The following is a 26,026-nucleotide window of genomic DNA, read 5'->3' on the forward strand; positions in this document are numbered from 1 at the left end:
GTGATTGATTTTGATGATCAACCGGCCGGCGCCAGCTCGGTGAATGTGGGGGGGCTGCGCACGTCCTACAATCCCTCCACCGTTTTTGTTCCCAATCCGGGCGCCAACAACAACGTTTATGCGCTGGCGTGGCATGAGGGCGGGGCGATCCTGGGCGGTGATTTCACTGCCGTGAACACCGTGCCGCGCAACGGCGTGGCGCGGGTGGATGCCCTCGGCCGGTTGGACACTGCCTGGAATCCGGGAGAGGGGGCCAATGGGTCGGTGTTTGCCGTGGCGGCGTATCCGCCGCGTTCCACGCAAGCCGGCAAGGTGCTGGTGGCCGGGGCGTTTACCTCGTTTAACGGGCAGCCGCGGCATGGGATTGTGCGGCTCAACCGCAACGGTTCGGTGGATCCGACCTTCTTCCCGGGCAACGGCGCCCAGATGCTGGGCGGGGTGACGCCGGGGGTGATACGGACGCTGTTAATTCTGGATGACAACAAGATCCTCATTGGCGGCGATTTTGAAACTTACAATTCCGTCCCGCGCCGGAATCTGGCGCGATTGAATGATGACGGCTCGCTGGACTTGAACTTTGATCCGGCGCCGGGGGCCAATGATACCGTCTGGGCGCTGGCCATCCAGCCGCCGGCCCCATTCACCGTGAGTTTCAGCGGGTTTGGCTCGAATGAATTTCGCACCAACATTAATGCCACGGCGGTGGTGGGTAGCTTTACGCTGGACTACAACGTGTTTGTGTTGCCGGTGACCAATGCGCCGACCAATGGGTATTCCGGCCTGGTGCAGGTGTATTACGAGAACCGGCTGGTCTTTGACAGCGGCACCAACACCAGCGGGCAGGCGGCGCTGGAATTTGGGCCGGGAACGTCCACGTTTTTGGAGGTGGTGGTGAACGCGCGCACCACCGCGCCGGTGGGCTTCTACAATCTCTCCCTCAATATTGCGCCGCGGGGCAGCACGGCGAAGGTCATCGTGGGCGGGGATTTCACGTCCATTGCCGGCGCGCCGCGGGCGCGGCTGGCGCGGTTGAATAATAATGGCACGCTCGATGCCACCTTTGCGGCGGACACCAATCCGGACAATACCGTGTATGCCTTGCTGGTGCAGCCGGACAACCGCATCCTGCTGGGCGGCAATTTTGATCGGGTGGGAGTGTTTGACCGGCGCGGCGTGGCACGGTTGATGGCGAATGGTTCGCTGGATGCGACGTTTAACGCCGGCCTGGGGCCGGATGGGCCGGTGTATGCGATGGCGTTCAATACGAATGGACAGGCGTTTATTGCGGGTGAATTTACCATGGTCAACGGCACGGCCCGCACCAACATTGCGCGGCTGCATGCCGATGGCACGGTGGATACCAGCTTCCTCGAGAGTCATTACAATCAGACGCGGCCGGGGGTGTACCAATCCACGCCGTTCCCGGATGTCTATATTCCCGGAAACATTCGGGCGCTGGCTGTGGATGCGGCGGACGGCTCGGTGCTGGTGGGCGGGCGTTTTGATTTGGTGGGCGGCGGGTATTCAGCCCAGGATGTGCGAGAGCAGCATAATTACACGCTGTTGGTGGGGGGCGACACGCCGCCGGCGAACAATCGCCGCGGCAACATCCAGTTTGTACGGACCGAATACACGGTGGACGAAAATGCTTCCACGGCACGGGTTAATTTGGATGTGAGCCGCTTTTATGGGGTGCTGGGGCCGGTGACGGGCGTCGTGTACACGGTGGACGGCAGCGCGTTGGCGAATGTGGATTATGTGCCAGTCCGCCAGCCGGTGACGTGGTCCGCTTGCCTGGGGGGCAGCAATCTGGTGCAGGTGCAGATTATTGACAACCAGGTGCGGGATGGGAATCGGGACTTTTCGCTGGTGTTTGAGATTCCGCCCCGCTTTTCCACCAATACAGTTTTACATGCCTTTGGTTTCCAGACGACGGCGCGGGTGACAATTGTGGACAACGATTTTGAGAACGGGGTGCTCGGGTTTGCCCAGCCGTACTACTACGTGGCCGAGGACGGCACCAATGCCGTCATCACCGTGACCCGCACCAACGGGGCCAACGGCAGCGTGAGCGTGCAGTACATTACGTTGGACGGCACCGCCACGCGGAATGCGGATTACCTCCTGGCCAGCGGCACGCTGACCTTTGCGGCGGGCGTCACCAACCAGACTTTCCGGGTGCCCATTATAAATGACACGGCGGTGGAGCCGGAAGAAACCGTGCTGTTGTATCTGTTTAATCCGCAGGGTGGGGCCACGTTGGGCCGCGACACGGCCACGCTCATCATCACCGACAACGACAATGGGCGGGGCAGTCTGAGCTTTAGCAGCCACGAGTATTTCATCAGCGAAAGCTCCAATGCCATCCCCATCACGGTGCGGCGCACGGGCGGGGCGCTCAGCACGCAGGTGGTGCAGATGGTGGTGCGGGAGATTCCGGGGCTGACCAACGGCGTGGCCCTGGCGGGCGCGGATTTTGTGGCCTCGACCAATTTGTTGTTCTTTGCCCACGGGGAGACCTCCAAGACGGTGCTGGTGCCCTTGCTGCCGGATGAATTGGTGGAGGGGATTGAGCAGTTCCAGGTGCTGCTGGTGACCAATGCCGGGACGTATTCGCAGATGGGTGTCATCACCAGCGCCGTGGTCAACATTTTGGACGATGACGCCTACGGCACGTTGGAGTTTCTGCAGCCGCGCTTTGCGGTGAACGAGCAGGAGCCGCTGGCCATCTTGACGGTGGTGCGGCGGGGCGGGCGCAGCGGGCGGGTGACCGTGGAATTTTCCACCGAGGCCTTGAGCGGGCCGGATGCGGCGGTGGAGGGCGTGCATTACATGGGGGCTTCGGGGGTGCTGGTATGGGAGGATGGCGATACGCTGCCCAAGACGTTCACCGTGCCCATCCTCTATCATCCGGCGCTGGAGGGCAACCGGATGCTGGGCCTGCGGTTGCGCAACCCGGCCAAGGCGGGGCTGGGGGTCAATGGCACGGCGGTGTTGATGATTATTGATTTGGAGTCGCAAAACCTGCCGGCCGGATCGGTGGACACGATCTTTAATGCCAGTCCCGGGATTGACAACTTCGTGCGGGCGCTGGCGGTGCAGCGCGATGGCAAGCTCATCGTGGGCGGAGATTTCACCAGCGTGAACGGCCTGCCGCGCAACCGCATTGCGCGGCTGCACGTCAACGGCGCGGTGGACACCACCTTTGATCCTTTGCAGGGGTTCAACGACACGGTGCACGCCGTGGCGGTGCAGGCGGATGGCAAGATTTTGGTGGGCGGGCGTTTCAGCCGGTTTGATGTCACCAACCGGTTTGGGGTGGCGCGACTGAACAGCGATGGCCGGCTGGACACGTTCTTTGCGCGGGGGACGGGCGCCAACAATCCCGTGCATGCGCTGGCGGTGCATCCGGACGGGCGGGTGGCCATTGGCGGGTCGTTCAACACCTTCAACAGCATTGAGCGGCCCAGTGTGGCGGTGCTGGAAACCAACGGGACGGTGTTGCTGAGTTTCAATCCGGGCACCGGCCCCAACGGCCCGGTGTATGCGCTGGCCTATCAACCGGACGGCAAGCTGCTGGTGGGCGGCACGTTCACCAAGTACCGCGGCCTGCCGCGCAACCATTTGGTGCGGGTGAATCCCGATGGCACGCCGGACCCGGCGTTTGATGCCGGGTTTGGGCCGAATGATTCGGTGCGCGCCATTGTGGTGCAGGAGGACGGGCGCATTGTGATTGGCGGGTTGTTCACGGCGGTGGACAACCAGCCGCGCGGGCATGTGGCGCGGCTGCTGCCTTCGGGCGCGCTGGATACCAACTTCCTGGCCGGTCTGTCGGGCGCGGATGGCGCGGTGTTTGGCCTGTCACTGCAGAGCGACGGCAAGGTGGTGGTGGTGGGCGATTTCCTGCGCTTCAATGATGTGTACCGCGGCCGCATTACCCGGTTGATGGAAAATGGCGCCAATGATTTGACGATTAATTTTGGGACAGGCGCCGATGCCCACATTGCGGCAGTGGTCAACCAGTCGGATGATCAGATTGTGATAGGCGGCGGCTTCCTGACGTTCAACGGGGTGCCCCGTGCTTATCTGGCGCGTGTGATTGGCCACAAGAATGTTGGTTCAGGGCGGCTGGAATTTATGGCGCCGTTCTTCTACCAGCAGGAGAACGTGACCAATGCGGTGATCACGGTGCGCCGCAACTGGGGGTTGTCCAATGAGGTGCGCGTGGCCTATGCCACCGTGCCGGGCGGCACGGCCGGGCCGCAGGATTATCTGCCGGTGAGCGGCGAGCTGGTGTTCCCGCCGGGCGAGGTGTTGCAGACTTTTGAGGTGCCCCTCATCAATGACAGCGAGGTGGAAGAGCCGGAGACGGTGAATCTGGTGCTGAGCAATCCCACCAATGTGACCTTGGGCACGGTGGCCGAGCTGGACGCGCAGGTGAGCGCGCAACTGGTGATCCTGAGCGATGACAACCTGGTGGGCTTTGCCAGCGCGGACTTTGTGGTCAATGAAAATGTGCCGAGCGGCTTTGCCGTGATTACGGTGCAGCGCACGGGCGCCACCAACAATTATGCGGCGGTGGATATTGAGGTCATCGGGGGCACGGCCACGCCGGGCAGCGATTATTCGGCCTCGGCCACCACGCTGACCTTCCTGCCCGGGGAGACGGTGAAATTCTACACGATCAACATTCAGGACGACAACCGGGCGGAGGGGGATGAGACGGTGATCCTCAGCCTGAGCAATCCCTCGGCCAACACGGTGATCGGGCAGGGGGTGGCGACGCTGACCATTCGCGACAATGACTTTGCGGCGGGGACGCTCAACTTTGAATTCCCGGCCTATGTCGTCAATGAGTATGAGACCAACCTGGTGGTGCGGGTGGTGCGCACGGGCGGCAGCAGCGGCGTGGTGGCGGTGGACTACACCACGGCTGATTTCACCGCCCAGGCCGGGGCGGATTATGCGCCGCGCTCCGGGACGTTGTCGTTTGCCGAGGGCGAAACGGTGAAGAGTTTCAATGTGCCGATTTTGCAGGATTACCTTGCGGAGACCAACGAGGTCTTCCTGTTGCGGCTGGCCAATGCGCGTGGGGCGGCGGGGGTGACACTCGGCAATGTGAATCAGGCGACGGTGACGATATTGGACACGCCGCTGCTTAACGGGAATCTGGCGTTTGCGGCCACCAACTTTGTGGGCAGTGAAACCAGCGGGGTGGTGGTCATCACCGTCAACCGCCGCTATGGCTCGGTGGGCAACGTCAGCGTGGCGTACGCCACCACGACGGGCACGGCGCAGGCGGGGGTGAATTATGTGCCCACCAACGGGGTGCTCACGTGGCTGAATGGTGACAGTTCGCCCAAGACCTTCGTGGTGAATGTGCTGAGCAACAATCTGGTGGAGGGCGATTTGACGGTGGGGCTGGTGCTCTCCAACGCCACCGGCGGCGCCACGCTGGGCGCCCCCGCGCAGGCCACGCTGACCATCCGTGACAGCAGCCAGGGCCCGGGCTTCCTGAGCTTTGCTGCGGCCCAGTACACGGCGGCGGAAAACAGCACTAACGCCGTCATCACCGTCATCCGCACCAACGGCCTGCTGGGCGAGGTGTCGGTGGACTATGCGACGGCCGACGGCACCGGGGTGGCGGGCGTGGATTATCAGGCGGTGTCCGGCACGTTGACGCTGACCAACGGCCAGGCGGTGGGGGTGTTTTTAGTGCCGTTGATTGAGCGGGCGGGCGCGGATTTGAACAAGACCGTGCGGTTGAGCTTGCGCGGGCCGGTCAATGCGGGCCTGGGGGCGATCACCAACGCGGTGTTGACCATCACGGAAAGCAGCGCGGTGGCCGGGTCAGTGAATGTGGGCTTCGCGCCGTTCATCAACGGCTCGGTGGATGCCTTGTATGTGCAGACCAATGGCGAGAACAAGATTTACATTGCCGGCACCTTCACGCTGGTGGACGGTTTCCCGCGCACGAATCTGGCGCGGTTGAATCCGAATGGCACGCTGGACAGCGTGTATAATGCGGGGGTGGGGCCGTCGAATGGCGTGATTCGGGCCATTGTGGCGCTGGAGGACGGGCGGGCGTATGTGGGCGGCTCGTTCACGGGCTTTGGGGAGACGACCAACCGCTACCTGGTGCGGCTGTTGCCGGATGGCTCGGTGGATCGCACGTTCAATGCGCAGTTGGACAATGCCGTGAACACGCTTTATGTGCAGCCTGATGGTCGCATCCTGGTCGGCGGGCTGTTCACGCGGGTGGGCTTCACGCCGCGCAATTACCTGGCGCGCCTGAACACCAACGGCGTGGCGGACTTCACCTTCCTGGCGGGCGAAGGGCCGGATGCCCCGGTGCGGGCCATCGCCTTGCAGGCCGATGGGCGCATTGTGATTGGCGGCGACTTCACGCACGTCAACGGCGTGCCGCGCGCCCGGGGGGCGCGGTTGCTGGCCAGCGGCATGTTGGACACGGCGTTCAACCCGGGCAGCGGGCCGGAAGGCTCGGTGCGGGCGGTGGTGGTGGATGGGGACAACCGGGTGTTGATTGGCGGCCTGTTCACCACGGTTTCGGGCGTGAGCCGGGGGCGCATTGCCCGGTTGCTGCCCAGCGGGGCGCTGGATTTGGAATTCAATCCGGGCGGCGGGGCGGACGAATTTGTGAATACGCTGGCGTTGCAGCCCGATGGCCGGGTGTTGGTGGGGGGCGCGTTCACCTCGTTCAACGGCTATCCGCGCAGCCGGCTGACCCGGCTGCTGGCCAATGGGGCGGTGGATACCAGCTTCAACATTGGCACGGGTGCAGATAATTACATCAGCGCCGTGGCCTTGCAGGCGGATCAACGCATCGTGGTGGCGGGCGGATTCCAGACGTTTAACGGCGTGCGCCAGCCTTATCTGACGCGGCTGAACAACGGCTTCAATCGCGGGCCGGGCGCCATTGGGTTTGCCGTGGCCAGCTTCACCGTGGCGGAGAACGCCTCGAATGCGGTCATCACGGTGGTGCGGAATATTGGGACGGCGGGCAGTGTGTCGGTGGATTACGCCACCAGCGACGGCACGGCGCGGGCGGGGGTGCATTACACGGCGGTGAGCGGCACGCTGATTTTTGGCGACGGGGAGACGGTGCGCACGTTCACGGTGCCTGTCTATGATGACAAGGTGTCGGGGAGCGGGCGGATCTTCCGGGTCACGTTGTCCAACCCGCAGGGCGGGGCGGAGCTGGGGACGCCGGCCACGGCCACGGTGTTGATCGAAGAGGACGATGCGGTCATCGGTTTTGCGCAGGTGAATTACAGCGTCAACGAAAACGGGGGCTTCGCGCAGGTGGTGGTGGAGCGCACGGGCAGCACCTTTGGGATTGCGCTGGTGGATTACACGGTGGGCGGCGGGACGGCCGATGCGGGGGTGGATTACGAGCCGGTCTCGGGGACGCTGTTTTTCCTGGATGGGGAGGATCGCGCCACCATCCTGATCCCCATTATAGATGACACCCTGATTGAGGGGAATGAAACTGTGGAGCTGCGGTTGTCCAATGCGCAGGGGGCGGTGCTGGGGCTGACCAATGCCGTGCTGACCATTGTGGACAATGACTTCGGGCCGGGCGTGCTGGGCTTCCCGGTGCTCACCTACCAGGCGGGGGAAAATGCCGGGACAGTGAACATCACCGTGCGGCGCACCAGCGGCAGTTTGGGCATTGTGTCGGTGGATTACCAGGTGGTGCCGGGCAGCGCGACGGCGGGAGCCGACTTTGTGGTGGCCAGCGGCACACTGCAGTTTGCCGATGGCGAGACGGCCAAGAGCTTCCCGGTGCGGATTTTGGACGACAGCCTGTCGGAGGGGAATGAGACGGTGCTGTTGGTGCTTTCCAACCCGCGGGGCGGGGCGACGTTGGATCCGCTGGCCAGCCAGGCGGAGCTGGTCATTGTGGATGACGATTTGACGCCGGGTGCATTCCGCTTCTCCGCCGCCACCTATGAAGTGGCCGAGGGCGGGTTCCTCTCGCTCATTACCGTGGTGCGGACCAATGGCAGCACGGGGGTGGTGCGGGTGGATCTGGTGAGCGGCGGCGGGACGGCCACGCCGGGGCTGGATTACGAGGGCATCACCAACACGCTGGTGTTTGGCGATGGGCAGCTTTCCACCAACCTGCTGCTTTGGGTGTATGACGACTTCGAGGTGGAGGGGCCGGAGACGGTGATTTTGCGGCTGGTGAATCCGCGCGACGGGGCGGGGCTGGCCGAGCCGTCCACAGCGGTGGTGACGATTCAGGACAATGAATCGCTCATCCAGTTCACCGCCGCCCAGTACACGGTGAATGAGGACGCGGGCACGGCCACCATTGCGGTGGAGCGGTTGGGCGGGTTGTTCAGCGCCGCCACGGTGGGTTATGCCACCAGCGGCGGCACGGCGGTGCCGGGTGCGGATTACACACCGGTGAGTGGCACGCTGGTGTTTGGGACGAATGAGGCGGTGAAGAACATTGTGGTGCCCATTACGGACAACACGGTGACCAACGCCAACAAGACGGTGAATCTGCAACTCTTTGGCGCGTCGTTTGGGGCGCAGGTGGGCTCGCGCAGCAACGCGGTGCTGACCATTGTGGACAATGACAGCTATCTGGCGTTGAGCGCCACGGCCTACACGGTGAGCGAAGGCGACGGCGCGGCGGTCATTCTGGTGCGCCGCAGCGGCAGCCTGGGCGCGCCCGCCTCGGTGAATTTCAGCGTGGGCGGCGGCACGGCCGTGCCGGGCGTGCATTATGCGCCGACGAATTTCACGCTGTTCTTCAGCGCCAACGAGAGCCAGAAGACAGTGAGCATCCCGATCTTCCAGAACCAGGTGAAGGACGGCGCGCGGACGGTGAACGTGGCGCTGACGTTCCCCTCGCGCGGGGCCACCATCGTGCAGGGGGCGGCGGTGCTGACGATTTTGGATGATGACGACAGCATCCTGGTGCCGGTGGCGGCGGCGCTGGTGTCCGAGAGCGGGCCGGTCAATGGCTCGCTGGACGCGGGCGAGACGGTGACCGTGCGCCTGGCGTTGCGGAATATTGGCAATGTGGCTGCCTCCAATCTGGTGGCCACGCTGCTGCCCACCAATGGCGTGGTGAATCCGGGGGCGGCGCAAACCTACGGGTTGGTGCTGCCGGGCGGGGTGTCGGTGAGCCGTCCGTTCACCTTCACGGTGGGCGCCACCAATGGCGGGCTGGTGCGGGCCACGTTGCGCCTGCAAGATGGTGCGCAGGACGCGGGCACGGTGACGTTTGATTTGCAGGTGGGGGCGCGCACGACGCGGTTTGTGAACGCCAACCCCATCACCATCGTGGATGACAGTCCAGCCACGCCGTATCCTTCCCTCATCAATGTGAGCGGTCTGAACGGCAGTGTGGGCAAGGTGACGGTCACGGTGAGCAATCTCTCGCATGCCTTCCCGCGCGACATCAGCATGATGCTGGTTGGCCCGCAGGGGCAGCGGGTGGTGCTGATGGGCTACGCGGTGGGCGGCTGGGAAAATGCGTTGCAGGGTGTGACGTTGACGTTTGACGACGCGGCCACCAACGCGCTGCCCGCCAACGCGGCCGTGAGCTCCGGGCGGTATCGTCCCACCAACTACTTCAGCCTGCCCTTCCCGGCGCCGGCGCCGGCGCTGCCGGCGGCCACTAATAATTTGCTGGCCGTCTTCAACGGCACCAATCCCAACGGGGTGTGGGCGTTGTACGTGCAGGACATGGCCTCGCCGGACGTGGGCCAGATTGCCGGCGGTTGGAGCCTGGACATCAGCACGGTGGAGAACTTTGCGCCGGCGGCGGATGTGGCTGTGGCGGCCAGCGCCTCCTCGGCGAGTCTGGTGGCCAGCAGCAACGTCACCTATACCATCACCGTGCAGAATGGCGGACCGGCGGCGGCGCAGGGGGTGGTGGTCACCAACCGGCTGCCGGCGGGCACAACGTTGGTGAACGCGAGCGCGTCGGTGGGCACGCCGGCGGTCACCAACCAGCTTGTGACGTGGAATGTGGGCAATCTGGCGGTGGGCGCTTCGGCCACGTTGACGCTGGTGGTGAACTGCCCGAATCCGGGTGTGTTGACCAATTTGGTCACGGTGACGGGCACGGTGAACGACCCGGCAGCGGACAACAACCTGGCGCGGGTGGTGGTGGGCGTCACGCCGGCCACGCCGCCGTCCTTCGGTCGGGTGGTGGCGGCGGGGGGCACTTTGCAGTTGACGGTGACCGGCCAGCCGGGGAGTGTGTATTACCTGGAAGCCTCGACCAACCTGGTGCAATGGCTGCGCCTGTCCACCAATGTGCTCACCGGCTCGTCGAGCACCTTCTCGGTGCCGATGAACCTGAGCGATCGCGGCTTTTTCCGCATCGTGCTGCCTTGAGCCGGTGGCCGGCCGCGGGCGCGACTCTGCCATGATATTGCTGGGGCTTACCGGCGGTGTGGGCATGGGCAAATCCACCGCCGCCCGGTTCTTCCAGGAGCTGGGCCTGCCGGTGGTGGACACGGATCTGTTGGCGCGTGAACTCACGGCGCCGGGGCAGCCGGCGTTGCAGGAGATTGCGCGGGAGTTTGGCCCGGAATACCTCACGGCAGAAGGCGCGCTCAACCGCTCCGCCCTGGCCCAGAAAGTTTTTGCGGACGCGGCCGCCCGGCAGCGGCTCGAAGCCCTCCTGCATCCTCGCATCCGTGACGCCTGGCAGGCGGAAGCGGAGCGCTGGCGGGCGGGCGGGGTGTGGGGTGGGGTGGTGGTGATTCCTCTGCTGTACGAGACCGGCGCCGCCCACGAAGTGGACAAGGTGGCCTGCGTGGCCTGCTCCCCCGGGACTCAGGCTTTGCGGTTGAAGGCGCGCGGCTGGACGGAGGAGCATGCGCGGCAGCGCATCGCGGCGCAGTGGCCGGTCGAGGAGAAAATCCGGCGGGCGGATTTTGTGATCTGGACGGAGGGCAGCCTTGCCGCCCACCAAGCCCAGGTGGAGCGCGTGGTGCGGAGTCTGAAAAATTTGGGCGTGTCTCCGGCGGCCACCCCGGCATAATGCCCGCAACTCATGGGTGCGGCAAAAAAATGCGTGCGGCGTTGGCTGGCCGATGGGGCGATGGCTGTTTTAAGCCTGGCGCCGGTGGGGCGCGTGTTTGACTGGCTGGCCTGGCAGCGGCGGCGCACCCTGCGCCGGCAGGTGGAGGCGCGCCTGCGTGCTGCGGGGCAGTACGGCGATGTGGTGAGCTTCGGCCCTTTCAAGGGGCTGCGCTATCCGCCGGGCTGGGCGGACAGCCGTTTCGAAAAAATCATTGGGGCTTACGAGGCCGAGCTGCATCCGGTGGTGGAATCCCTCTGCGCCACGCCTTACGCCGATATTGTCAACATCGGCGCTGCGGAAGGTTATTACGCGGTGGGCCTGGCACGGCGCATCCCCGCGGCCACGGTGCATGCCTTTGAGATGGACGAGGCGCGCCGGCAGATGTGCCGGGCGATGGCGGAACTGAACGGGGTGGCGGCGCGGGTCCACGTGCTGGGGGTGGCCACGGTGGAGGCCCTGCGACAGCTTCCGCTCAGCGGCACGCAAACGCCGAGAGCGGGAGCCGTCATGCGGTCAGGGGAGACGCGGGGGCAGCCCGGCCCGCTGGTGGTGTGCGATTGCGAGGGGGCGGAGCGGGAGCTGTTGAATCCGGAGGCGGTGCCGTGGCTGGCAGGAGCGGATGTTTTGGTGGAGGTGCACGAATTCATGGCGCCGGGGGTGGCGGAGGTATTGCGGCGGCGGTTTGCGGGCACGCATGAGCTGCAGGTGATTCCCACGGCGGGGCTGGCCTACGCCCATTATCCCCAGTTGCAACAACTCACCTTTGCCGAAATCCACGCCATGGTGGGCGAAGAACGCAGCCGGCTCATGGAGTGGTTTTGGTTGAAATCAGCAGGGTGAGGCATTTTGTGGACGCCACCGCCGCAGGGGCCATGACGAGTGCTCTCCAGGAAGTCTTCCATGCGGCTTCCCCCACGGCGGTGGCGATCAACACGGCCCTGATGATCTGGGCCTGGCGGCGGCAGTTGCCCTGGGTCAACGTCATCGTTTTATACGCCGGCAGTGCCCTGGGCATGGGTTTGTTATCGGGCTGGTGGTGTGCCGTGGCAACGGGCCTGCCTGGGTGGAGCGGGTGGATTTGGCTCGGCGTGTGCCTGAGTCCCAGCCTTATGATTTCCCGTTTGATTGCCCAGGATTTATGGGAATGGCGGGCGGAGCGGCCGCGCTACGGATACGAAGTAATGGCAGTGACCGGCCTGCTGGTGGCCTGGCCCTACGCCTTGTTGATGGAGCCATGGCGCTGGACCTTCGCAGGGGCGGCTTTTGCCCTGGCGGTGGTCTGGCAGGTTTGCATGACGCCATGGCTGATTCGCAAATCGCCCGCCCCGGCGCCCCGCGACTGGGTGGGGCCGGTGGCGTGGGTAGGTTGGGTGAGCATGATGGGCTGCGCTGTGCTTGGCAGCAGCCGGATGGACAGGGCGCAAGACGAGTGGCTATGGCTTTTGCTGGCCCTTCCGGGGCTGCTGGCGTTCCTGCCGTGGCGCCGGATCAACGCGGCCAAAGCAAAACCTGGTCCCGCTTAACCCAGCCGGCACGGCCGCGGTCGTCGCGGATTTCCAGCCAGTCTTGGTTTTCGCTCAGGACGCGCACTTCGGCGCCTTCCGGGAGGTTCCAGACGGGTTTGGAGACGTCGTAGGGTGCGAGGCGGGCCTGGACGTCCTTTTGGGCCACAATGGCCACGCGCTGCCCCCAGTGGAAATAAGCCGCGCCGGTCAGGCAGGCCAGGTTGAACAACCACACGGCGAGGAGGAGCCAACCCACGCTGCGCCAGCGGGTGCGCCAGGCCGCGCGCCATTGTCCCAAAGTTAAAACGCCCAGCCATGCCCACAGAATGATGGAGGCGGCCACGCACCACTCGTTGAGCGTCAGGCGTCCCAGCAGGGCTTCCAGTCCGCGGGGGCCAACTTCTTCGCGGCCACTGACGGCCCGGCGAATGGAGGCGAGGTTGGCGCGGATGTCGGGGTCGCGCGGAGCCAGGCGCTCGGCGTGGCGCAGCGCGTAAATGGCCCGGCCCGGCTGGCCGGCCCGGAAGTGCGCCGTGCCGAGATTGTAGTAGAGGGCGGGGGAGACCTGTCCGGCCTTCAGCAATTGCTCATAACGGGCAATGGCTTCGGCATACCGGCCCTGCTCGCATAATTGATTGGCCTGGGCAAATTCCTCCTCCGGCGTGGCGGCGGCCAGGGCCGCCGTCAGCCAGGCCATCGCCAGAAAAGCGAGCCAATGCCTCCGTTGCTTCATGCCCGCGGCTCCTTGAGTTCCAGTTGTTCCAGTGCACGCAGCACGGCCATCGCTTTGGCCAGCATGGCGGGCAGATCCGCCGGTGCGGCGGCGGGGGCGTAGCGCGCCTGGTCACAGGCCTGAAACAGCGCGCTCAAATCGGCCAGCCAGGGCGCGTCCACGCCGGCAGGGCGCAGCCGCTCGTCAATCACGGCCTCGGTGATGGCGGAGGCGGGCAGGTCCAGGCGCTCGCCCAGCCGCTCCTGCAGGAGGCGGAAGAGGGTGGAATAGAAGGCCCCGGTTTGCTGGGTTTGGGCGAGTTGTTGCAGCTCCTGCAGGCCGCGTGTAATCAGGCGTTGCGTATCACGCCGGCGGCGCAGGCGCGGGTTGGTGGCGAGCTGCTCCTGGCGGCGGCGCCAGAGCCAGGAGCCGGTGAACAGCGCGAGGGGGGCCAGTTGCAGCGCCAGAAACCACGGCTGTTGCAGCAGCGGTGGCGCGGGAGCCAGCAATGCGCCCAAGTGCGGTTTGATGGCCACCAGCCCCACCGTATTGGTTTCCTCGGCAGGCAGGAAAGGCGTAAGGCCGGCACTGGGCCGCACCACGAGCGCAAACTCCGGCCCGCTCAAGGTTTGGTAGCGGGCGGTCACCGGATCAAAAACGCTGAGTTGAAAGGCGGGGAGCAGGCGGGTTTCGGTGCTTTGGGGGACGACGACCTGCTCGAAGATTTTTCGTCCGCCCAGCCCGAGGGGGCCGGTGTTTTCGAGTTTGGAGGTGGGCGGATAGACCTTGAAAGCCGTCCACTGCGGCTGCTCCGGCAGGCGCACGGTGTCCAGCAGCAGGTGCTCGCTGGAAAGCTCGATTTTGACGGTGATGGGATCGCCCACGGCCACGTTGGTGGGGGAGGCGGAGACCTTCATTTGCACGGCGCCAATCAGGCCGGAGAAATGGGGTGGCGCATTGGGGGGCAGGGGCAGGACCTCGATGGCTACCGGGGCGTTGGTGATGATGACCTGCCGCCAATCCAGGATTTCATTGAAGAAGAAGCTGCGGCGGGCGTTGGCGGCGGGCAGGCGGGCTTGAAAGCGCACCGGCCCCAGTTCCCAGCGGCCGGGCTGATGTGCCAGCACATAGGTTTGAAAGCGGTGCAGGACAAAGTTGCGGCCGCCGAAGCCCACCATTTGGGGGCGTTGCGCCTGCCAGGGACCGGTGGTGAAGCCGGTGGCGGTCCATTCGGGGGTGCCTTGTTGTTCGGCCACGGCGTAGAGGTCCACCGTGACCAGGGCCAGCTCGCCGGCGTAGAGGTTGCTGCGGGCCAGGTGCAGGCGGAGGAAGGCTTGTTGCTGGATGATGGCGGGGTCCATCTCGGTGACGCGCAGGGCGATGGGCTGGGTGGTGACCCATTGCTCCCCAATGGGCACGCGGACGGGGGGAATGACGTAGGTGCCCGCCTGGGGGGCAGTGAGCTGGTAATTCAGGGTAATTTGCTGAATGGCCTGGCCGTTGATGATTTGCATGACCTGCGAGGGGCCCACGTATTGAATCTGGAGGCCGGGCACCTCGATGCGCGGGACGGCGCGCGGGGCCGCGTTCTCAATGACGATTTGCAACTCGATGGTCTGGCCCGCGCTCAGGTTGGTGGTGGAGACGCGCAATTCCACCGGGGCGGCCGCGGCGTAGCCGCAGGCCAGGGCCAGGACCAGGCACACGGCGGCCAGTACGGACCGGCCACACGCGGCCCGCCCGCGCGAAAGAGTCTGACTTGGGCCTGCAGGCATCATCCCGGGCGCATTTTTGCCTTTGTCCGTTGGACAGCGCAAGAGTCGTCTTGTTCAAGGGGCGCGGGCGGGACAGGTGGGCTGGCGGGCTCGTTATTCCCTTGGCCGGAGGGGTGTTGTGCCCATATACTGCCTTGCAATCAGTCACCCGTATGAAGCCTTTTTTGTTTTGGGGCATGGGATTCCTGGCCGGCCTGGGGGTTTGGGCGATGCAGGCCGCCGCCCCGCCAGCGCGCCCAAATATCTTGTTCATCATGAGCGATGATCATGCGGCCCATGCGATCAGCGCCTATGGCAGCAAGGTCAATCAGACGCCTCATCTGGACCGGCTGGCGCGTGAAGGGATGCGGTTTGATCGCTGTTTTGCGGTCAATTCCATTTGCACGCCGAGCCGGGCAACCATCTTGACGGGCAAATACAGTCATCTCAATGGCACGCCAGTGTTCAACCGGTTTGATGGAGGCCAGCCGACGGTGGCGAAGATGTTGCAGGCGGGAGGGTATTACACGGCCATGATTGGCAAGTGGCACCTGGGGAGTGATCCCACCGGCTTTGATTATTGGAACATCCTGCCGGGGCAGGGCCGCTACAATGATCCCGTTTTCTATGATGCCCGCGGGGCGCGGATTTATCCCGGCTACGTGACGGATGTTATTACGGATTTGACCCTCGAGGTGCTCAAAAACCGGCCCAAAAACAAACCGTTTTTTGTGATGTCCCACCACAAGGCGCCGCATCGGGAGTGGACGCCGCCGCCCCAGCATCAGGCGCGGTTTGCCGGCCGGCGTATTCCGGAACCGGCCACCTTGCGCGATGATTATGCCGGGCGGGCGGACGCGCTGCGCGAGCAGCAGCAAAGTGTGTTTCGGGATTTGACGCGGCGCGATCTCAAGCTGATTCCGCCGCCGGGGTTGACCCCGGCTCAGTCCAACCAGTGGTTGAACGTGAAGCCCACCGAGGTGGAAATCGAGGAAAACGGCGTGAAGCGGGTGTTGCGCGGGGAGGCCTTGGACGCGTGGAAATACCAGCGTTACATGCAGGATTATCTGGCCTGTGTGCAGAGTCTGGATGACAACGTGGGCCGGCTGCTGGACTGGCTCCGGGCCAATCAACTGGAGGAGAATACGGTGGTGATTTATACCAGTGACCAGGGCTTCTTCCTGGGGGATCATGGGCTGTACGACAAACGTTTCATGTACGAAGAATCCATTCGGATGCCATTCCTGGTGCGTTGGCCGGGGGTGGTGCCGGCCGGCCGGGTGGAGACCTCGCTGGTCATCAACTGCGATTTTGCCCCCACGTTCCTGGACCTTGCCTGCCAGGGCATTCCTGAAGACATGCAGGGACGCAGCCTCGTGCCGCTGCTGCTGGGGGCGAAGCCGGACGACTGGCGGAAGAGTTTTTATTACCGTTATTATCACGATCCCGGCCATCACAACACCCGGGCGCATTACGGCGTGCGCACGGAGACGCACAAGCTGATCTATTACTGGACCAAAAACCAGTGGGAGCTGTACGACCTGGTGAAAGACCCGGAGGAGCTGCGCAATATCTTCCATGACCCGGCACAGAAGGAGACCGTCAAAAAATTGCAGGAGGAGTTGAAGCGCCTGAAGGCGGAGCTGAAGGATGAGGATCAGTTTGCCACCAACCAGCCGCCGGACGGGGTGGACGGCCCGGCGCCGGCGTGGGCGCCGGACTTCAAACCCCCGGCGGCGAGAAAGACGGCGGGGGCAACGGCGCAATAAGTCCCTGGCCTGACTGCCAACCAAAGCCCCCCATGGCAGTGGGTGGGAACCGGCCAGCCATACTCAAAGCATGGGGTGGTGAGGTTGAATGGCGACAAAGTGGCTTCCTAAAACGGCCAAGGGTGTTAAGGTGTAGCCATGCACGATGCCGCAGGCGCAAGCGGGTGGCCGGCCCTGGTGGGGGGCGTGTTGGCGCTGCTGTTTCTGGGGCTGGCGCTGCGCGCCAATCGTCGCCGCCGGCTGGTGGACAACCTGCCCACGAGCAAAACCACCGGGGTCTTTATTGGCTTGGTGGAATTGCAGGGCACGGCGGAGACGCCCCGGCCGCTGCGCAGTTTTCTGGCGGAGATCCCCTGTGTTTATTACCAGTATGAAGTGGCCGAGCATTGGTCCCGGACGGTTACCGAGACCTACACGGACAGCCAGGGAAATCGCCGCACACGCACGCGGCACGAGAGCGGTTGGAAAACCGTGGACAGCGGCGGGCGGATGATCCCGTTTTATTTGCAGGATGATTACGGGGCGGTGCTGGTGCGGCCGGAGGGCGCCACGATTGAACCCAGGACGGTATTTTCGACGATTTGCGGGCGCACGGAGCCGCTGTATTACGCCAAGGGGCCGGCCTGGGCGGTGGCCAATTCGGATCACCGGCGGCGGTTCAAGGAGGAGGCCATCCCGTTGAAGGCGCCCGTGTACGTGATGGGCCAGGCGCGCGAGCGTCAGGACGTGGTGGCTCCCGAAATTGCCGCGGATAAAAGCGCGCCGATGTTTTTGATTTCGACGCGCACGGAAAGGGAAATCAGCCGCGGATACGGGTGGGCGTGGTATGGATGGAACCTGCTGGGGCTGCTCTGCGCGGCGGGCGGGGCGGTGATCAGTTTTCAGGGACAGTGGCCGCCGGTGGCGGTGGCCGCCCTGGCCGGGGGAGGGTACCTGTTGCTGTTGCTGCTGGGATGGATGTGGGTGGTGTTCAACAGCATGGTGGACTTGCGCAACCGCGTCCAACAGGCCTGGTCGCTGGTGGATGTGCAGCTCAAGCGGCGGCACGATTTGATTCCCAATGTGGTCGCGGTGGTGAGCGGGCTGCGGGATTATGAGCGCGAGGTGCAGGAAACCCTGGCCCTGCTGCGCGCGCAAATGCAGGCCACCGCGCCCGGTGAGCCCGGCCCGGATCCGGCGGCGGTCGGCCAGCGGCTGCTGGCGCTGGCGGAGCGTTACCCGGAGCTGAAGGCGCAGGAACCCTTTTTGCGTCTGCAACGCGAGCTGGCGGACACCGAGACGCGGATTGCACTGGCGCGGGGGTATTACAATGAAATCGCCACCCATCACAACCTGCGGCTGGAGTTGATCCCGGATCGTTTCCTGGCGCGCCTGGCCGGCATGCAGCCGCGGCCGTTGATGGAGGCCAATGATTTCCAGCGCCCGCCGGTGGTGGTGGATGCCCTGCCCAGCCCGACGTGATGCCACAGGGCCGGGGAGGAGGGAGATGGTGGCCGCGACTGGCGCGGGAGCGTTGCCCCGGACAGCAGCGCGGCGGGGGAGGTTCGGAATTTCCTTTTTTGGGCGGGGCGGTTTGCACACTATCATTGGGCCATGAGTTTCAAACTGGTACGCATCCCGTCGTTGAAGACGGTGGCGGAATTTCGCGAGCATGTGGCTTCCCTGGGATTGGAGCTGCCCTGCGACGAGGCGATTTTAACGGGCGCCGATTCGCCGCTCGCGGCCCCCGCGGGGGCCGTCCGCATCAACGGCAAAATCATCGGCAACCGGATTTGCATTTCCCCGATGGAAGGCTGGGATGGGACGCCGGAGGGCCTGCCCAGCGCGGATACATTGCGGCGGTGGGAGCGGTTTGGGCAGAGCGGCGCCAAGCTCATTTTTGGCGGCGAGGCCATGGCGGTGCGCCCCGATGGGCGGGCCAATCCCCATCAGATCATGATCCGGCCGGAGACCCTTCCCGGGTTGAAGCAGTTGCGCGAAACTTTGGTGCGCGCCCATGCGGCTCAATTTGGAGGCACGGAGGATCTGGTGATTGGATTCCAGCTCACGCACTCCGGGCGGTTTTGCCGGCCGCACGACATGAAGCGCTGGGAGCCGCGGGTGGCCTTCCGGCATCCGCTGCTGGACCGCCGGTTTGGGGTGACCTCGGAGGCGCAGGTGTTCACGGATGAGGAGGTGGAGGCTTTGATTCAATGCTACATCACCGCGGCACAGGTTGCCGCCGAGGCGGGGGCGGACTTTGTGGACATCAAGCATTGTCATGGCTACCTGTTGCATGAGTTTCTGGGGGCCCACACCCGGCCCGGCAAGTACGGCGGCAGTTTTGAAAATCGCACGCGCATCCTGCGCGAGATCATTCAGGGCATCCGCGCCAGCGGCAACGCGATTGATATTGCGGTGCGGGTGAGCGCGTTTGACTTGGTGCCGTTCCGGCCTGATCCGGCCCAAACCACTCCCGGCAAATTGGGGCCGGGCATTCCCGAGGATTACTCCCAGTGTCTGCCTTACCGGTATGCCTTTGGGGTGAATCCAGAGAACCCCGTGGAGTATGATCTGACCGAGCCGTTGCGGTTTGTGGATTTGTGCGCCGAGCTGGGGGTCAAAATCCTCAACATCAGCGCCGGGTCGCCTTATTACAATCCGCATATTCAACGGCCCGCCGCCTATCCGCCGAGCGACGGGTATCAGCCGGCCTACGATCCGTTGATGGATGTGGCGCGGCAGATCACCGTCACCCGTCTGCTCAAGGCGCGCGCGCCCCGGCAGATGCTCATTGTTGGCTCGGCCTACAGCTACCTGCAGGAGTATCTGCCCCACGTGGCCCAGGCGGTGGTGCGGCAGGGGTGGGCGGATTTGGTGGGGGTTGGCCGGGCTGTGTTGAGTTATCCCGGCATGCTGGCCGATGCCCTGCGTGAGGGCCGGATGCAGAGCCGTTTCATTTGCCGCACTTTCAGCGATTGCACCACCGCCCCCCGCAACGGGTTGATCAGCGGCTGTTATCCGCTGGACAAGCATTACACGAGCAAACCGGAGTTTCAGCAGCTCAAGGCCATCAAACGGCAGTTTGCCGCCGCCTGACTTGTTTTGCCGTCCGGCGGCGCGTATATTGACGCGGGATTTCGGGAAGGCGGAGAATCGCTCCCGGCCTTTGGGCCGGGGGAGGAAAGTCCGAACTCCACAGAGCGCGATGCCGCGTAACCTGCCGGCTTGCGAGCCGGCGGGGTACACGCGGGCGGCGGCCGTCAAGGGCCGCCGACGGACAGTGCCACAGAAAACAGACCGCCTCCGGGGCAACCCGGCGGCAAGGGTGAAAAGGTGCGGTAAGAGCGCACCGCGCCAAGCGCAAGCGAGGCGGCACGGAAAACCCCATCGGGAGCAAGGCCAAATAGGGGACTGCGGAGTGGCTCGCTCCAGTCCCGCCCCCAAGGCGGGCCAGTCCCGGGTATGGGCCGCTTAGAGAAATGATTCTCTCCCTCCTGCGGGAGGCAGACAGAATTCGGCTTACAGCCTTCCCGAAATCCTTTTCATGGGGAAGCGGGTTGTTCCTGGCGCAGGGAGGCGAGCACGATTTCGAAGGCTCGCAGGCAGGAGACGAAACCCTGCTCGCGGGCGAGGAGGGAGATCACCAGCACGTGGTCTTCCCGCAGCATGAAACAAACGCGCCGATGCAGCTTGAAGCTGCCCATGGTTTCAGAAGTATCAAACACCTGGGCACGGTTGGGCGTGCCCACCCAGGCGTAATCTTCCCGCACCTCCTGGGGCTTGGCCGGTTCTGAAATCTGTTCCCGCAATGTTTTCCAATCCGCGCCGTTTTCCGGCAGGGGCATGCGGCGAATTTCAATCATGCCGGCATACTCGGAGGATTGGAGCAGGACTGCCCCACTTTTGGTTTCCAGGCCCAGGCGCCATCCGGCCGGGACGATGAACGAGTTGCGCTCCTTGCCTTGGACCATGGTGGCCGCCGGCAGCTTGCCACGCTCGGGCACATCGCGGGTGACGGAAACCAGCTCCAAGGAAGGCTCGGCGGCGGACAGGAGGCTAACGGCGGCGATTCCACTCAGAATCGCCCCATGCCAAAACCACCGGATGCCATGGCTGCTGGCCATAAATAATTCTTTGCCGCCGGAATGCTCCAAAGCACATTTGCGACAGAAGAGTTGGAGCAATTACGATGCCATTCACGAAATGGAAAAGGCCGGATGGTGCATCCGGCCTTGAAACCTGATCGCATCTCCACGGGTTATTCCACCCGCAGAGAGGCGATGACCGAGGAGATCAAAAGTTCAGCTTTGGCAAATTGAGTGGCGGCGGCGCTCAAGGTGAGCACGAGCGACTGCTCCTTGAGCTTGATGATGTAGGTGCGCGATTGCAGCGGCAGCTCGTTTGCGTCGCCCAGGCACGCTTCGATGACGGTGGCCTCGCCGGCGCCGGTGGTCCAGCCGTATTCCTTGCCAATCACCACTGCCGGGGAGGCTTCCGCGAGGCGGTTTTTCAGCTCCTGGTTCAAGGACTCGCTGGATTTGACCGATTTAACGATCAGGGTGGCTGAGTAGTCGGCGGCCTGCAAGACGACGCCTTCGGCGGCCTGGCCTACGCGCCAGTTTTTGGGGAGAATCAGCGAAACCTGCTGCTGCCCTACAGCAAGTTGCAGGGCACCAACCTGACCCCGCTCGGGGATGTCCCGTTGCGTGAGCCGAAACGCTGGCGTGTCACTGGCGGCGGCCTGGAAGATCAGGCATCCCCCGCACATCGCGAGCAGCGTTTTCATGTTTTTCAGCAGGTTCACAGGCACTTTCTAATAATTGCCATTTACATGGCGGTCAGTTAATGGAGCACATGCTGTGCCAGATGCAAAAAATAATTTGGGCTGGACCTAATTGTTTTCTAAACCATTAAAAATCAGGAACTTAATAGTTAATTTCATTTTTCTCATCAGGTGAAAAACCAGAACTATTAATGAGAAAATCAGCCTTCATGGCCTGGTAGTGGAGAATCAACGTCGAAAAAAGCTTGAGTTATGTAATCAATATGATATCATATTGATAACATATACAATTATGAGTACCATGCAAACTGCCAGTCATCGCGAAAAAGTGGTGGAAACCCACAACGGCTGGGTCATGCTGCCGGTGGTTATATGCTTATTTTTGGGCAGCATCGCCCTGCTCATCTATTCACTGGTCAAAGGGCAGGAGTTATATCGTCACCCCATTTGGGGGCTGTTCATCCTGGCACTGCTTGGCCTGGTCGGCTCCATCATCTGCATGATGGGTTTTTTCACCCTGCAGCCCAATGAGGCGCGGGTGCTGATTTTGTTTGGAGAATACAAGGGCACAGTGCGCCGGAGCGGGTTTCACTGGGGCAATCCCTTTTATTCCAACGGCCCGCTCAAGGGCGGGGCGGAGGGGGAGTCCAAGTCGCTTTTGGGCCGGAAACAGGGTTTGTCGAGTTTTACGCGGTACAAGATCTCGCTGCGGGCGCGAAACTTGAACGGGGAGAAATTGAAGGTCAACGACAAGCGGGGAAACCCGATTGAGATTGCGGCGGTGGTGGTGTGGCGGGTGGCGGACACAGCGCAGGCGCTGTTTGATGTGGACGACTACGAGAGCTTTGTGCGCATTCAGAGTGAATCGGCGGTGCGCCATCTGGCGAGCGCCTATGCGTATGATCATGGGGAGGACAATGAGATCACCCTGCGCAGCGGCGTGGAGGAGGTTTCCGCGGCCTTGCAAAAGGAGCTGCAGGAACGGCTGCACAAAGCGGGGGTGGTGGTGGAGGAGGCGCGGTTGACGCATCTGGCCTACGCGCCGGAAATCGCGCAGGCGATGCTGCGGCGGCAGCAGGCGGAGGCGGTGATTGCGGCGCGGCAGAAGATCGTGCAGGGGGCGGTGAGCATGGTGGACATGGCGCTGAAGGAGCTGGCCAGCAAGGCGGTGCTGCAAATGGACGACGAGCGGAAGGCGGCCATGGTGAGCAATTTGATGGTGGTGCTGTGCGGGGAGTCGGAGGTGCATCCGGTGGTCAACACCGGCACGCTGTACACCTGAGCCGGATGAGTGGCTTCCATGCCCCCGCGCAAATCATTTCTGCTGCGCATGGATCCTGCCCTGTGGGCCGAACTGGAGGCGTGGGCGCAGGCCGAGTTTCGCAGCGTCAACGGCCAGATCGAATATCTCCTGCAGCAGGCGGTACAACGGCGAAAGAAGGGCCTGCCGTCCGGGCCTCCGGCCGCCGCGCCGCCGCCGGCCTTGGGGACGGCGGAGGAGCCGGCGCAAGAATAATGGACAGTGCCGGGCCGGCGTGGCAAAGTGGATGCATGAAAAATCACCATGTTTTTTGCGGCGGCCTTTTGAGCCTGTTTTGCAGTCTGGCGGTGCTTCAGGGGGCGGTGGACCCGCATTTGGGGGTGGGCGCCAAGCCACTGCCGGGGGCGGAGGTGTTGTTTGACGGCACGCGGAAGATGCTGGACGAGAAATGGACGTATTGGGAGGGCCCGCGGCTGGCGGCCACGCTGCCCATCAAATGGCAGATTGTGCCGGATCCGGTGGATGCCGGGACGGTGGTTTCCACGGCGGATCCGGCGGCTGCCGGGGGCAAGTATGGGGCGGCGGACATTGTGACCAAGAAGGCCTTTCGCGACTTCCGGCTGCATGTGGAATTTCTGGTCATGCAGCCCGGCGGCAACAGCGGGGTGTATCTGCAAAACCGGTATGAGATTCAGATTCTGGACGGCGACAAGACCAAGCACGGCATGGGTGCCGTGATCAATGAGAGCGAGTCGCCGTATCACGCCTATAACGGGGTGGGCAAATGGAATGCGTATGACATTCAATTTCGGGCGGCCCGGTTTCAGGAGGGCAAGAAGGTGGAGCACGCACTGGTGACGATGTATTTCAACGGCATCAAGGTGCATACCAACGTGCCCATCACGCAGGTGTGGGGCGGCCCCAACAGCGGGTTGGATGGGGGGCGTGATGGGGGCAAAGGGATTACCGACACGCCGGGGGGCATCAAGCTGCAGGCCGAGGGGCATGATGTGCGGTATCGCAACATCTGGATCAAGGAGATGAATTTTGAAAAGCCGGATACCAACTTTTAATTCCATGAAAACTGAACAACCGCGGCGTCAATTCATCCGGACCAGCCTGGCCATGGCGGGGCTGGCGGCCAGTGGAGGTTTAACGGCGCTGGCGGCGGCGCCGGCGCCCGGCGTTCGCCTGGGAGGGCCAACGTTTATTCGGACGGACGATCCGGAGGAGCTGGCCCGGGAATGCCGCCGCCTAGGGTACGGAGCGGCGTATTGCCCGAACATCAAAATTACCGATACGGAGCGCATTCGCGCCACAGCCGCGGCTTTTGCCAAACACGACGTGGTGATCGCGGAGGTGGGCCGGTGGGTGAACCTGCTGGACGCCAACCCGGAGCAGCGCAAAAAAAACCTGGAGCTGGTCACCGAGGGCCTGGCGCTGGCCGAGGCGGTGGGGGCGCGCTGTTGTGTGGACATTGCCGGCTCGTTCAACCCCAAAGTGTGGTACGGGCCGCATCCGGACAATTTGTCCGAGCGTTTTTTTGAGGCGGCGGTGGAGAATGCGCGCAAGATCATTGATGCGGTGAAGCCGAAGCGCGCGAAGTTTTGTTATGAGATGATGGGTTGGTCCCTGCCGGACAGCGTGGAGAGCAATCTGCGGCTGCTCAAGGCGGTGGACCGGCCGGCGTTTGGCGTGCATCTGGACCCGTGCAATCTGATCAATTCCCCGGAGCGGTTTTATCGCAACACGGACTTGTTGCATGAGTGCTTTGACAAACTGGGGCCGCACATTGCCAGTTGCCATGCCAAGGATTTGTTCTGGGAGGTGGAGATGAACGTGCATTTCCGCGAGGTGATCCCGGGCAAAGGCTCGCTGGATTACACCACCTTTCTGAAACGCCTGGCCGCGCTGCCCCAGCAACCGCCCCTGATGATGGAGCATTTGAGCAAGGCCGAGGAATACGCCGAGGCCGCGCGCTACATCAAGGAAGTGGGGGCGAAGGCCGGGGTGGCTTTTTTGCCGGCTGAATGAGCGGTGCCCCGGGCCGGGAGGCCCCCCCAGAGATCATTTCCGAAGCCAGGTTGCCAAGCCCGCAAGCTGCTGCGGGCCTGGGCCGGTGCAAAACCGCAAGGGCGTGGAGAGGGAGGGCGTGGGTTGACCAAGGAGCTTTTTCCGCAGTGGCCGCGGTTTTTCTGTTATCCACCCCCGGCCAAAAAAGTGTGACATTTTAACAAATTAGACATTTGACCAAGATGGCTGGTTGGCGTTTAGTGTGCGACTGTTTGAGGCGCGGCCGTTTTCCCGGGGCCGGCGCCCGAGTGTTTGAGTTATGCATCGAATTGTGCGGCGGACGCCCCTCAGCCCCAATGTCACGCGGCTGGAGGTGGAGGCGCGGCGCATCGCGGAGACGCGGGCGCCGGGGCAATTTGTCATTGTGCAGCGCACGCTGGAGTCGGAGCGGATACCGTTGACCATCGCGGACGCGGATCCGGCGGCGGGCGTGATAACACTGGTGGTGCAGGCGGTGGGCAAAAGCACGCGCGAGCTGGTGGCGATGGCGGAGGGGGAGGCGATTGCCACGGTGTGCGGCCCGCTGGGACGGCCCACGGAGCTGATTGAGCGCGGTCATGCCTTGTGCATTGGCGGGGGGGTGGGCACGGCGGTGGTGCATCCCATTGCCCAGGGTTTGCATCGCCGCGGGGTGCGTGTCACCAGCATCATAGGGGGCCGGGCGAAAGAATGGGTGATTTACGAGGCCGAGCTGCGGCGGCTGGGGGAAGTGGTGGTCTGCACGGATGACGGCTCCTATGGCCGTAAGGGTTTTGTGACCGATGCCGCCCGCGAGCTGCTGGCCCAAGGGGGGGTGGACATCGTGTATGCCGTGGGGCCGGTGCCCATGATGCGCGCGGTGGCGGAGCTGACGCGGCCCCTGAAGGTGCACACCATCGTTTCGCTCAATCCGATCATGGTGGATGGGACAGGGATGTGCGGGGGCTGCCGGGTGGATGTGGGGGGCAAGACGCTGTTTGCCTGTGTGGACGGCCCGGAGTTTGACGGACATCAGGTGGATTTTGATTTGCTGGCTGATCGTTTGCAAACGTATCGCGCGCACGAGCAAAAGCTGATGCAGGATCACGCCTGTTTCATCGGCCTGCCCACGGCCTAATTTTTTAGATTTCC

General features: G+C 63.5%; 16 protein-coding genes and 1 other RNA gene. 13 read left to right on the forward strand and 4 right to left on the reverse strand.

What is annotated here, in order from left to right:
* Positions 1 to 45: 45 nt before the first annotated feature.
* The 4 genes from N3J91_08190 to N3J91_08205 are packed head-to-tail and all read left to right on the forward strand — an operon-like array spanning position 46 to position 12,600.
* Positions 46 to 10,383, forward strand: coding sequence for a hypothetical protein (locus N3J91_08190; GenBank protein ID MCX8156409.1), 10,338 nt, complete (start codon positions 46 to 48; stop codon positions 10,381 to 10,383).
* 31 nt (positions 10,384 to 10,414) lie between these two features.
* Positions 10,415 to 11,035, forward strand: coding sequence for a dephospho-CoA kinase (gene coaE / locus N3J91_08195; protein MCX8156410.1), 621 nt, complete (start codon positions 10,415 to 10,417; stop codon positions 11,033 to 11,035).
* Between the two features lie 12 nt (positions 11,036 to 11,047).
* Positions 11,048 to 11,917 carry a hypothetical protein gene (locus tag N3J91_08200; GenBank protein ID MCX8156411.1) on the forward strand — a complete coding sequence of 290 codons (870 nt, stop codon included), beginning with the start codon at positions 11,048 to 11,050 and terminating at the stop codon, positions 11,915 to 11,917.
* 8 nt (positions 11,918 to 11,925) lie between these two features.
* Positions 11,926 to 12,600, forward strand: a complete 675-nt coding sequence (locus N3J91_08205) for a hypothetical protein (GenBank protein MCX8156412.1) — start codon at positions 11,926 to 11,928, stop codon at positions 12,598 to 12,600.
* Here the strand turns inward: N3J91_08205 and N3J91_08210 are convergent.
* Together N3J91_08210 and N3J91_08215 are read right to left on the reverse strand one after the other, a co-directional pair.
* Positions 12,566 to 13,315, reverse strand: coding sequence for a tetratricopeptide repeat protein (locus tag N3J91_08210; GenBank protein ID MCX8156413.1), 750 nt, complete (start codon positions 13,313 to 13,315; stop codon positions 12,566 to 12,568). The genes N3J91_08205 and N3J91_08210 overlap by 35 nt on opposite strands.
* Positions 13,312 to 15,000: a BatD family protein gene (locus N3J91_08215; GenBank protein MCX8156414.1), complete on the reverse strand. Its 1,689-nt coding sequence runs from the start codon at positions 14,998 to 15,000 to the stop codon at positions 13,312 to 13,314. The genes N3J91_08210 and N3J91_08215 overlap by 4 nt, the downstream gene beginning before the upstream one ends.
* Positions 15,001 to 15,221: 221 nt before the next feature.
* On the opposite strand from N3J91_08215, the gene N3J91_08220 reads away from it, so the two are divergent.
* From N3J91_08220 to rnpB, 4 genes are all read left to right on the forward strand, one after another.
* A complete protein-coding gene (locus N3J91_08220) occupies positions 15,222 to 16,817 on the forward strand; it encodes a sulfatase (GenBank protein ID MCX8156415.1) in 1,596 nt (531 codons plus the stop codon).
* Positions 16,818 to 16,955: 138 nt separating this feature from the next.
* The gene (locus N3J91_08225; GenBank protein ID MCX8156416.1) at positions 16,956 to 18,278 is read left to right on the forward strand and encodes a LemA family protein; all 1,323 of its coding nucleotides are present in this window, start codon (positions 16,956 to 16,958) and stop codon (positions 18,276 to 18,278) included.
* Positions 18,279 to 18,410: 132 nt separating this feature from the next.
* Positions 18,411 to 19,895 carry an NADH:flavin oxidoreductase gene (locus N3J91_08230; GenBank protein ID MCX8156417.1) on the forward strand — a complete coding sequence of 495 codons (1,485 nt, stop codon included), beginning with the start codon at positions 18,411 to 18,413 and terminating at the stop codon, positions 19,893 to 19,895.
* A gap of 41 nt (positions 19,896 to 19,936) precedes the next feature.
* Positions 19,937 to 20,337: RNase P RNA component class A (gene rnpB, locus N3J91_08235), an RNA gene on the forward strand.
* Between the two features lie 4 nt (positions 20,338 to 20,341).
* Here the strand turns inward: rnpB and N3J91_08240 are convergent.
* Complete coding sequence (locus N3J91_08240) at positions 20,342 to 20,923, reverse strand: hypothetical protein (protein ID MCX8156418.1); 582 nt, start codon at positions 20,921 to 20,923, stop codon at positions 20,342 to 20,344.
* A gap of 134 nt (positions 20,924 to 21,057) precedes the next feature.
* Complete coding sequence (locus N3J91_08245; GenBank protein ID MCX8156419.1) at positions 21,058 to 21,585, reverse strand: hypothetical protein; 528 nt, start codon at positions 21,583 to 21,585, stop codon at positions 21,058 to 21,060.
* Positions 21,586 to 21,874: 289 nt separating this feature from the next.
* On the opposite strand from N3J91_08245, the gene N3J91_08250 reads away from it, so the two are divergent.
* The 5 genes from N3J91_08250 to N3J91_08270 all read left to right on the forward strand — a co-directional run bounded on the left by N3J91_08250 (position 21,875) and on the right by N3J91_08270 (position 26,012).
* Positions 21,875 to 22,864: an SPFH domain-containing protein gene (locus tag N3J91_08250; GenBank protein MCX8156420.1), complete on the forward strand. Its 990-nt coding sequence runs from the start codon at positions 21,875 to 21,877 to the stop codon at positions 22,862 to 22,864.
* Positions 22,865 to 22,882: 18 nt separating this feature from the next.
* Positions 22,883 to 23,098, forward strand: a complete 216-nt coding sequence (locus N3J91_08255) for a hypothetical protein (GenBank protein ID MCX8156421.1) — start codon at positions 22,883 to 22,885, stop codon at positions 23,096 to 23,098.
* A 35-nt stretch (positions 23,099 to 23,133) separates the two neighbouring features.
* Positions 23,134 to 23,916, forward strand: a complete 783-nt coding sequence (locus N3J91_08260) for a DUF1080 domain-containing protein (protein ID MCX8156422.1) — start codon at positions 23,134 to 23,136, stop codon at positions 23,914 to 23,916.
* 4 nt (positions 23,917 to 23,920) lie between these two features.
* Positions 23,921 to 24,877 carry a sugar phosphate isomerase/epimerase gene (locus N3J91_08265; protein MCX8156423.1) on the forward strand — a complete coding sequence of 319 codons (957 nt, stop codon included), beginning with the start codon at positions 23,921 to 23,923 and terminating at the stop codon, positions 24,875 to 24,877.
* A 298-nt stretch (positions 24,878 to 25,175) separates the two neighbouring features.
* A complete protein-coding gene (locus N3J91_08270) occupies positions 25,176 to 26,012 on the forward strand; it encodes a sulfide/dihydroorotate dehydrogenase-like FAD/NAD-binding protein (GenBank protein ID MCX8156424.1) in 837 nt (278 codons plus the stop codon).
* The last annotated feature ends 14 nt before the right edge of the window (positions 26,013 to 26,026 follow it).

The sequence above is a fragment of the Verrucomicrobiia bacterium genome (genome assembly GCA_026414565.1).
In the GTDB taxonomy this organism is placed as follows: Bacteria; Verrucomicrobiota; Verrucomicrobiia; order Limisphaerales; family Fontisphaeraceae; genus Fontisphaera.

What these genes read in the sequence shown, in the direction of transcription:
- N3J91_08220 (MCX8156415.1), top strand. Translation starts at nt 15,222, where the DNA reads ATGAAGCCTTTTTTGTTTTGGGGCATGGGATTCCTGGCCGGCCTGGGG.
- N3J91_08230 (MCX8156417.1), top strand. Translation starts at nt 18,411, where the DNA reads ATGAGTTTCAAACTGGTACGCATCCCGTCGTTGAAGACGGTGGCGGAA.
- N3J91_08260 (MCX8156422.1), top strand. Translation starts at nt 23,134, where the DNA reads ATGAAAAATCACCATGTTTTTTGCGGCGGCCTTTTGAGCCTGTTTTGC.
- N3J91_08255 (MCX8156421.1), top strand. Translation starts at nt 22,883, where the DNA reads ATGCCCCCGCGCAAATCATTTCTGCTGCGCATGGATCCTGCCCTGTGG.
- N3J91_08270 (MCX8156424.1), top strand. Translation starts at nt 25,176, where the DNA reads ATGCATCGAATTGTGCGGCGGACGCCCCTCAGCCCCAATGTCACGCGG.
- N3J91_08265 (MCX8156423.1), top strand. Translation starts at nt 23,921, where the DNA reads ATGAAAACTGAACAACCGCGGCGTCAATTCATCCGGACCAGCCTGGCC.
- N3J91_08225 (MCX8156416.1), top strand. Translation starts at nt 16,956, where the DNA reads ATGCACGATGCCGCAGGCGCAAGCGGGTGGCCGGCCCTGGTGGGGGGC.
- N3J91_08250 (MCX8156420.1), top strand. Translation starts at nt 21,875, where the DNA reads ATGAGTACCATGCAAACTGCCAGTCATCGCGAAAAAGTGGTGGAAACC.
- N3J91_08210 (MCX8156413.1), bottom strand. Translation starts at nt 13,315, where the DNA reads ATGAAGCAACGGAGGCATTGGCTCGCTTTTCTGGCGATGGCCTGGCTG.
- N3J91_08240 (MCX8156418.1), bottom strand. Translation starts at nt 20,923, where the DNA reads ATGGCCAGCAGCCATGGCATCCGGTGGTTTTGGCATGGGGCGATTCTG.
- N3J91_08245 (MCX8156419.1), bottom strand. Translation starts at nt 21,585, where the DNA reads ATGAAAACGCTGCTCGCGATGTGCGGGGGATGCCTGATCTTCCAGGCC.
- N3J91_08200 (MCX8156411.1), top strand. Translation starts at nt 11,048, where the DNA reads ATGGGTGCGGCAAAAAAATGCGTGCGGCGTTGGCTGGCCGATGGGGCG.
- coaE (MCX8156410.1), top strand. Translation starts at nt 10,415, where the DNA reads ATGATATTGCTGGGGCTTACCGGCGGTGTGGGCATGGGCAAATCCACC.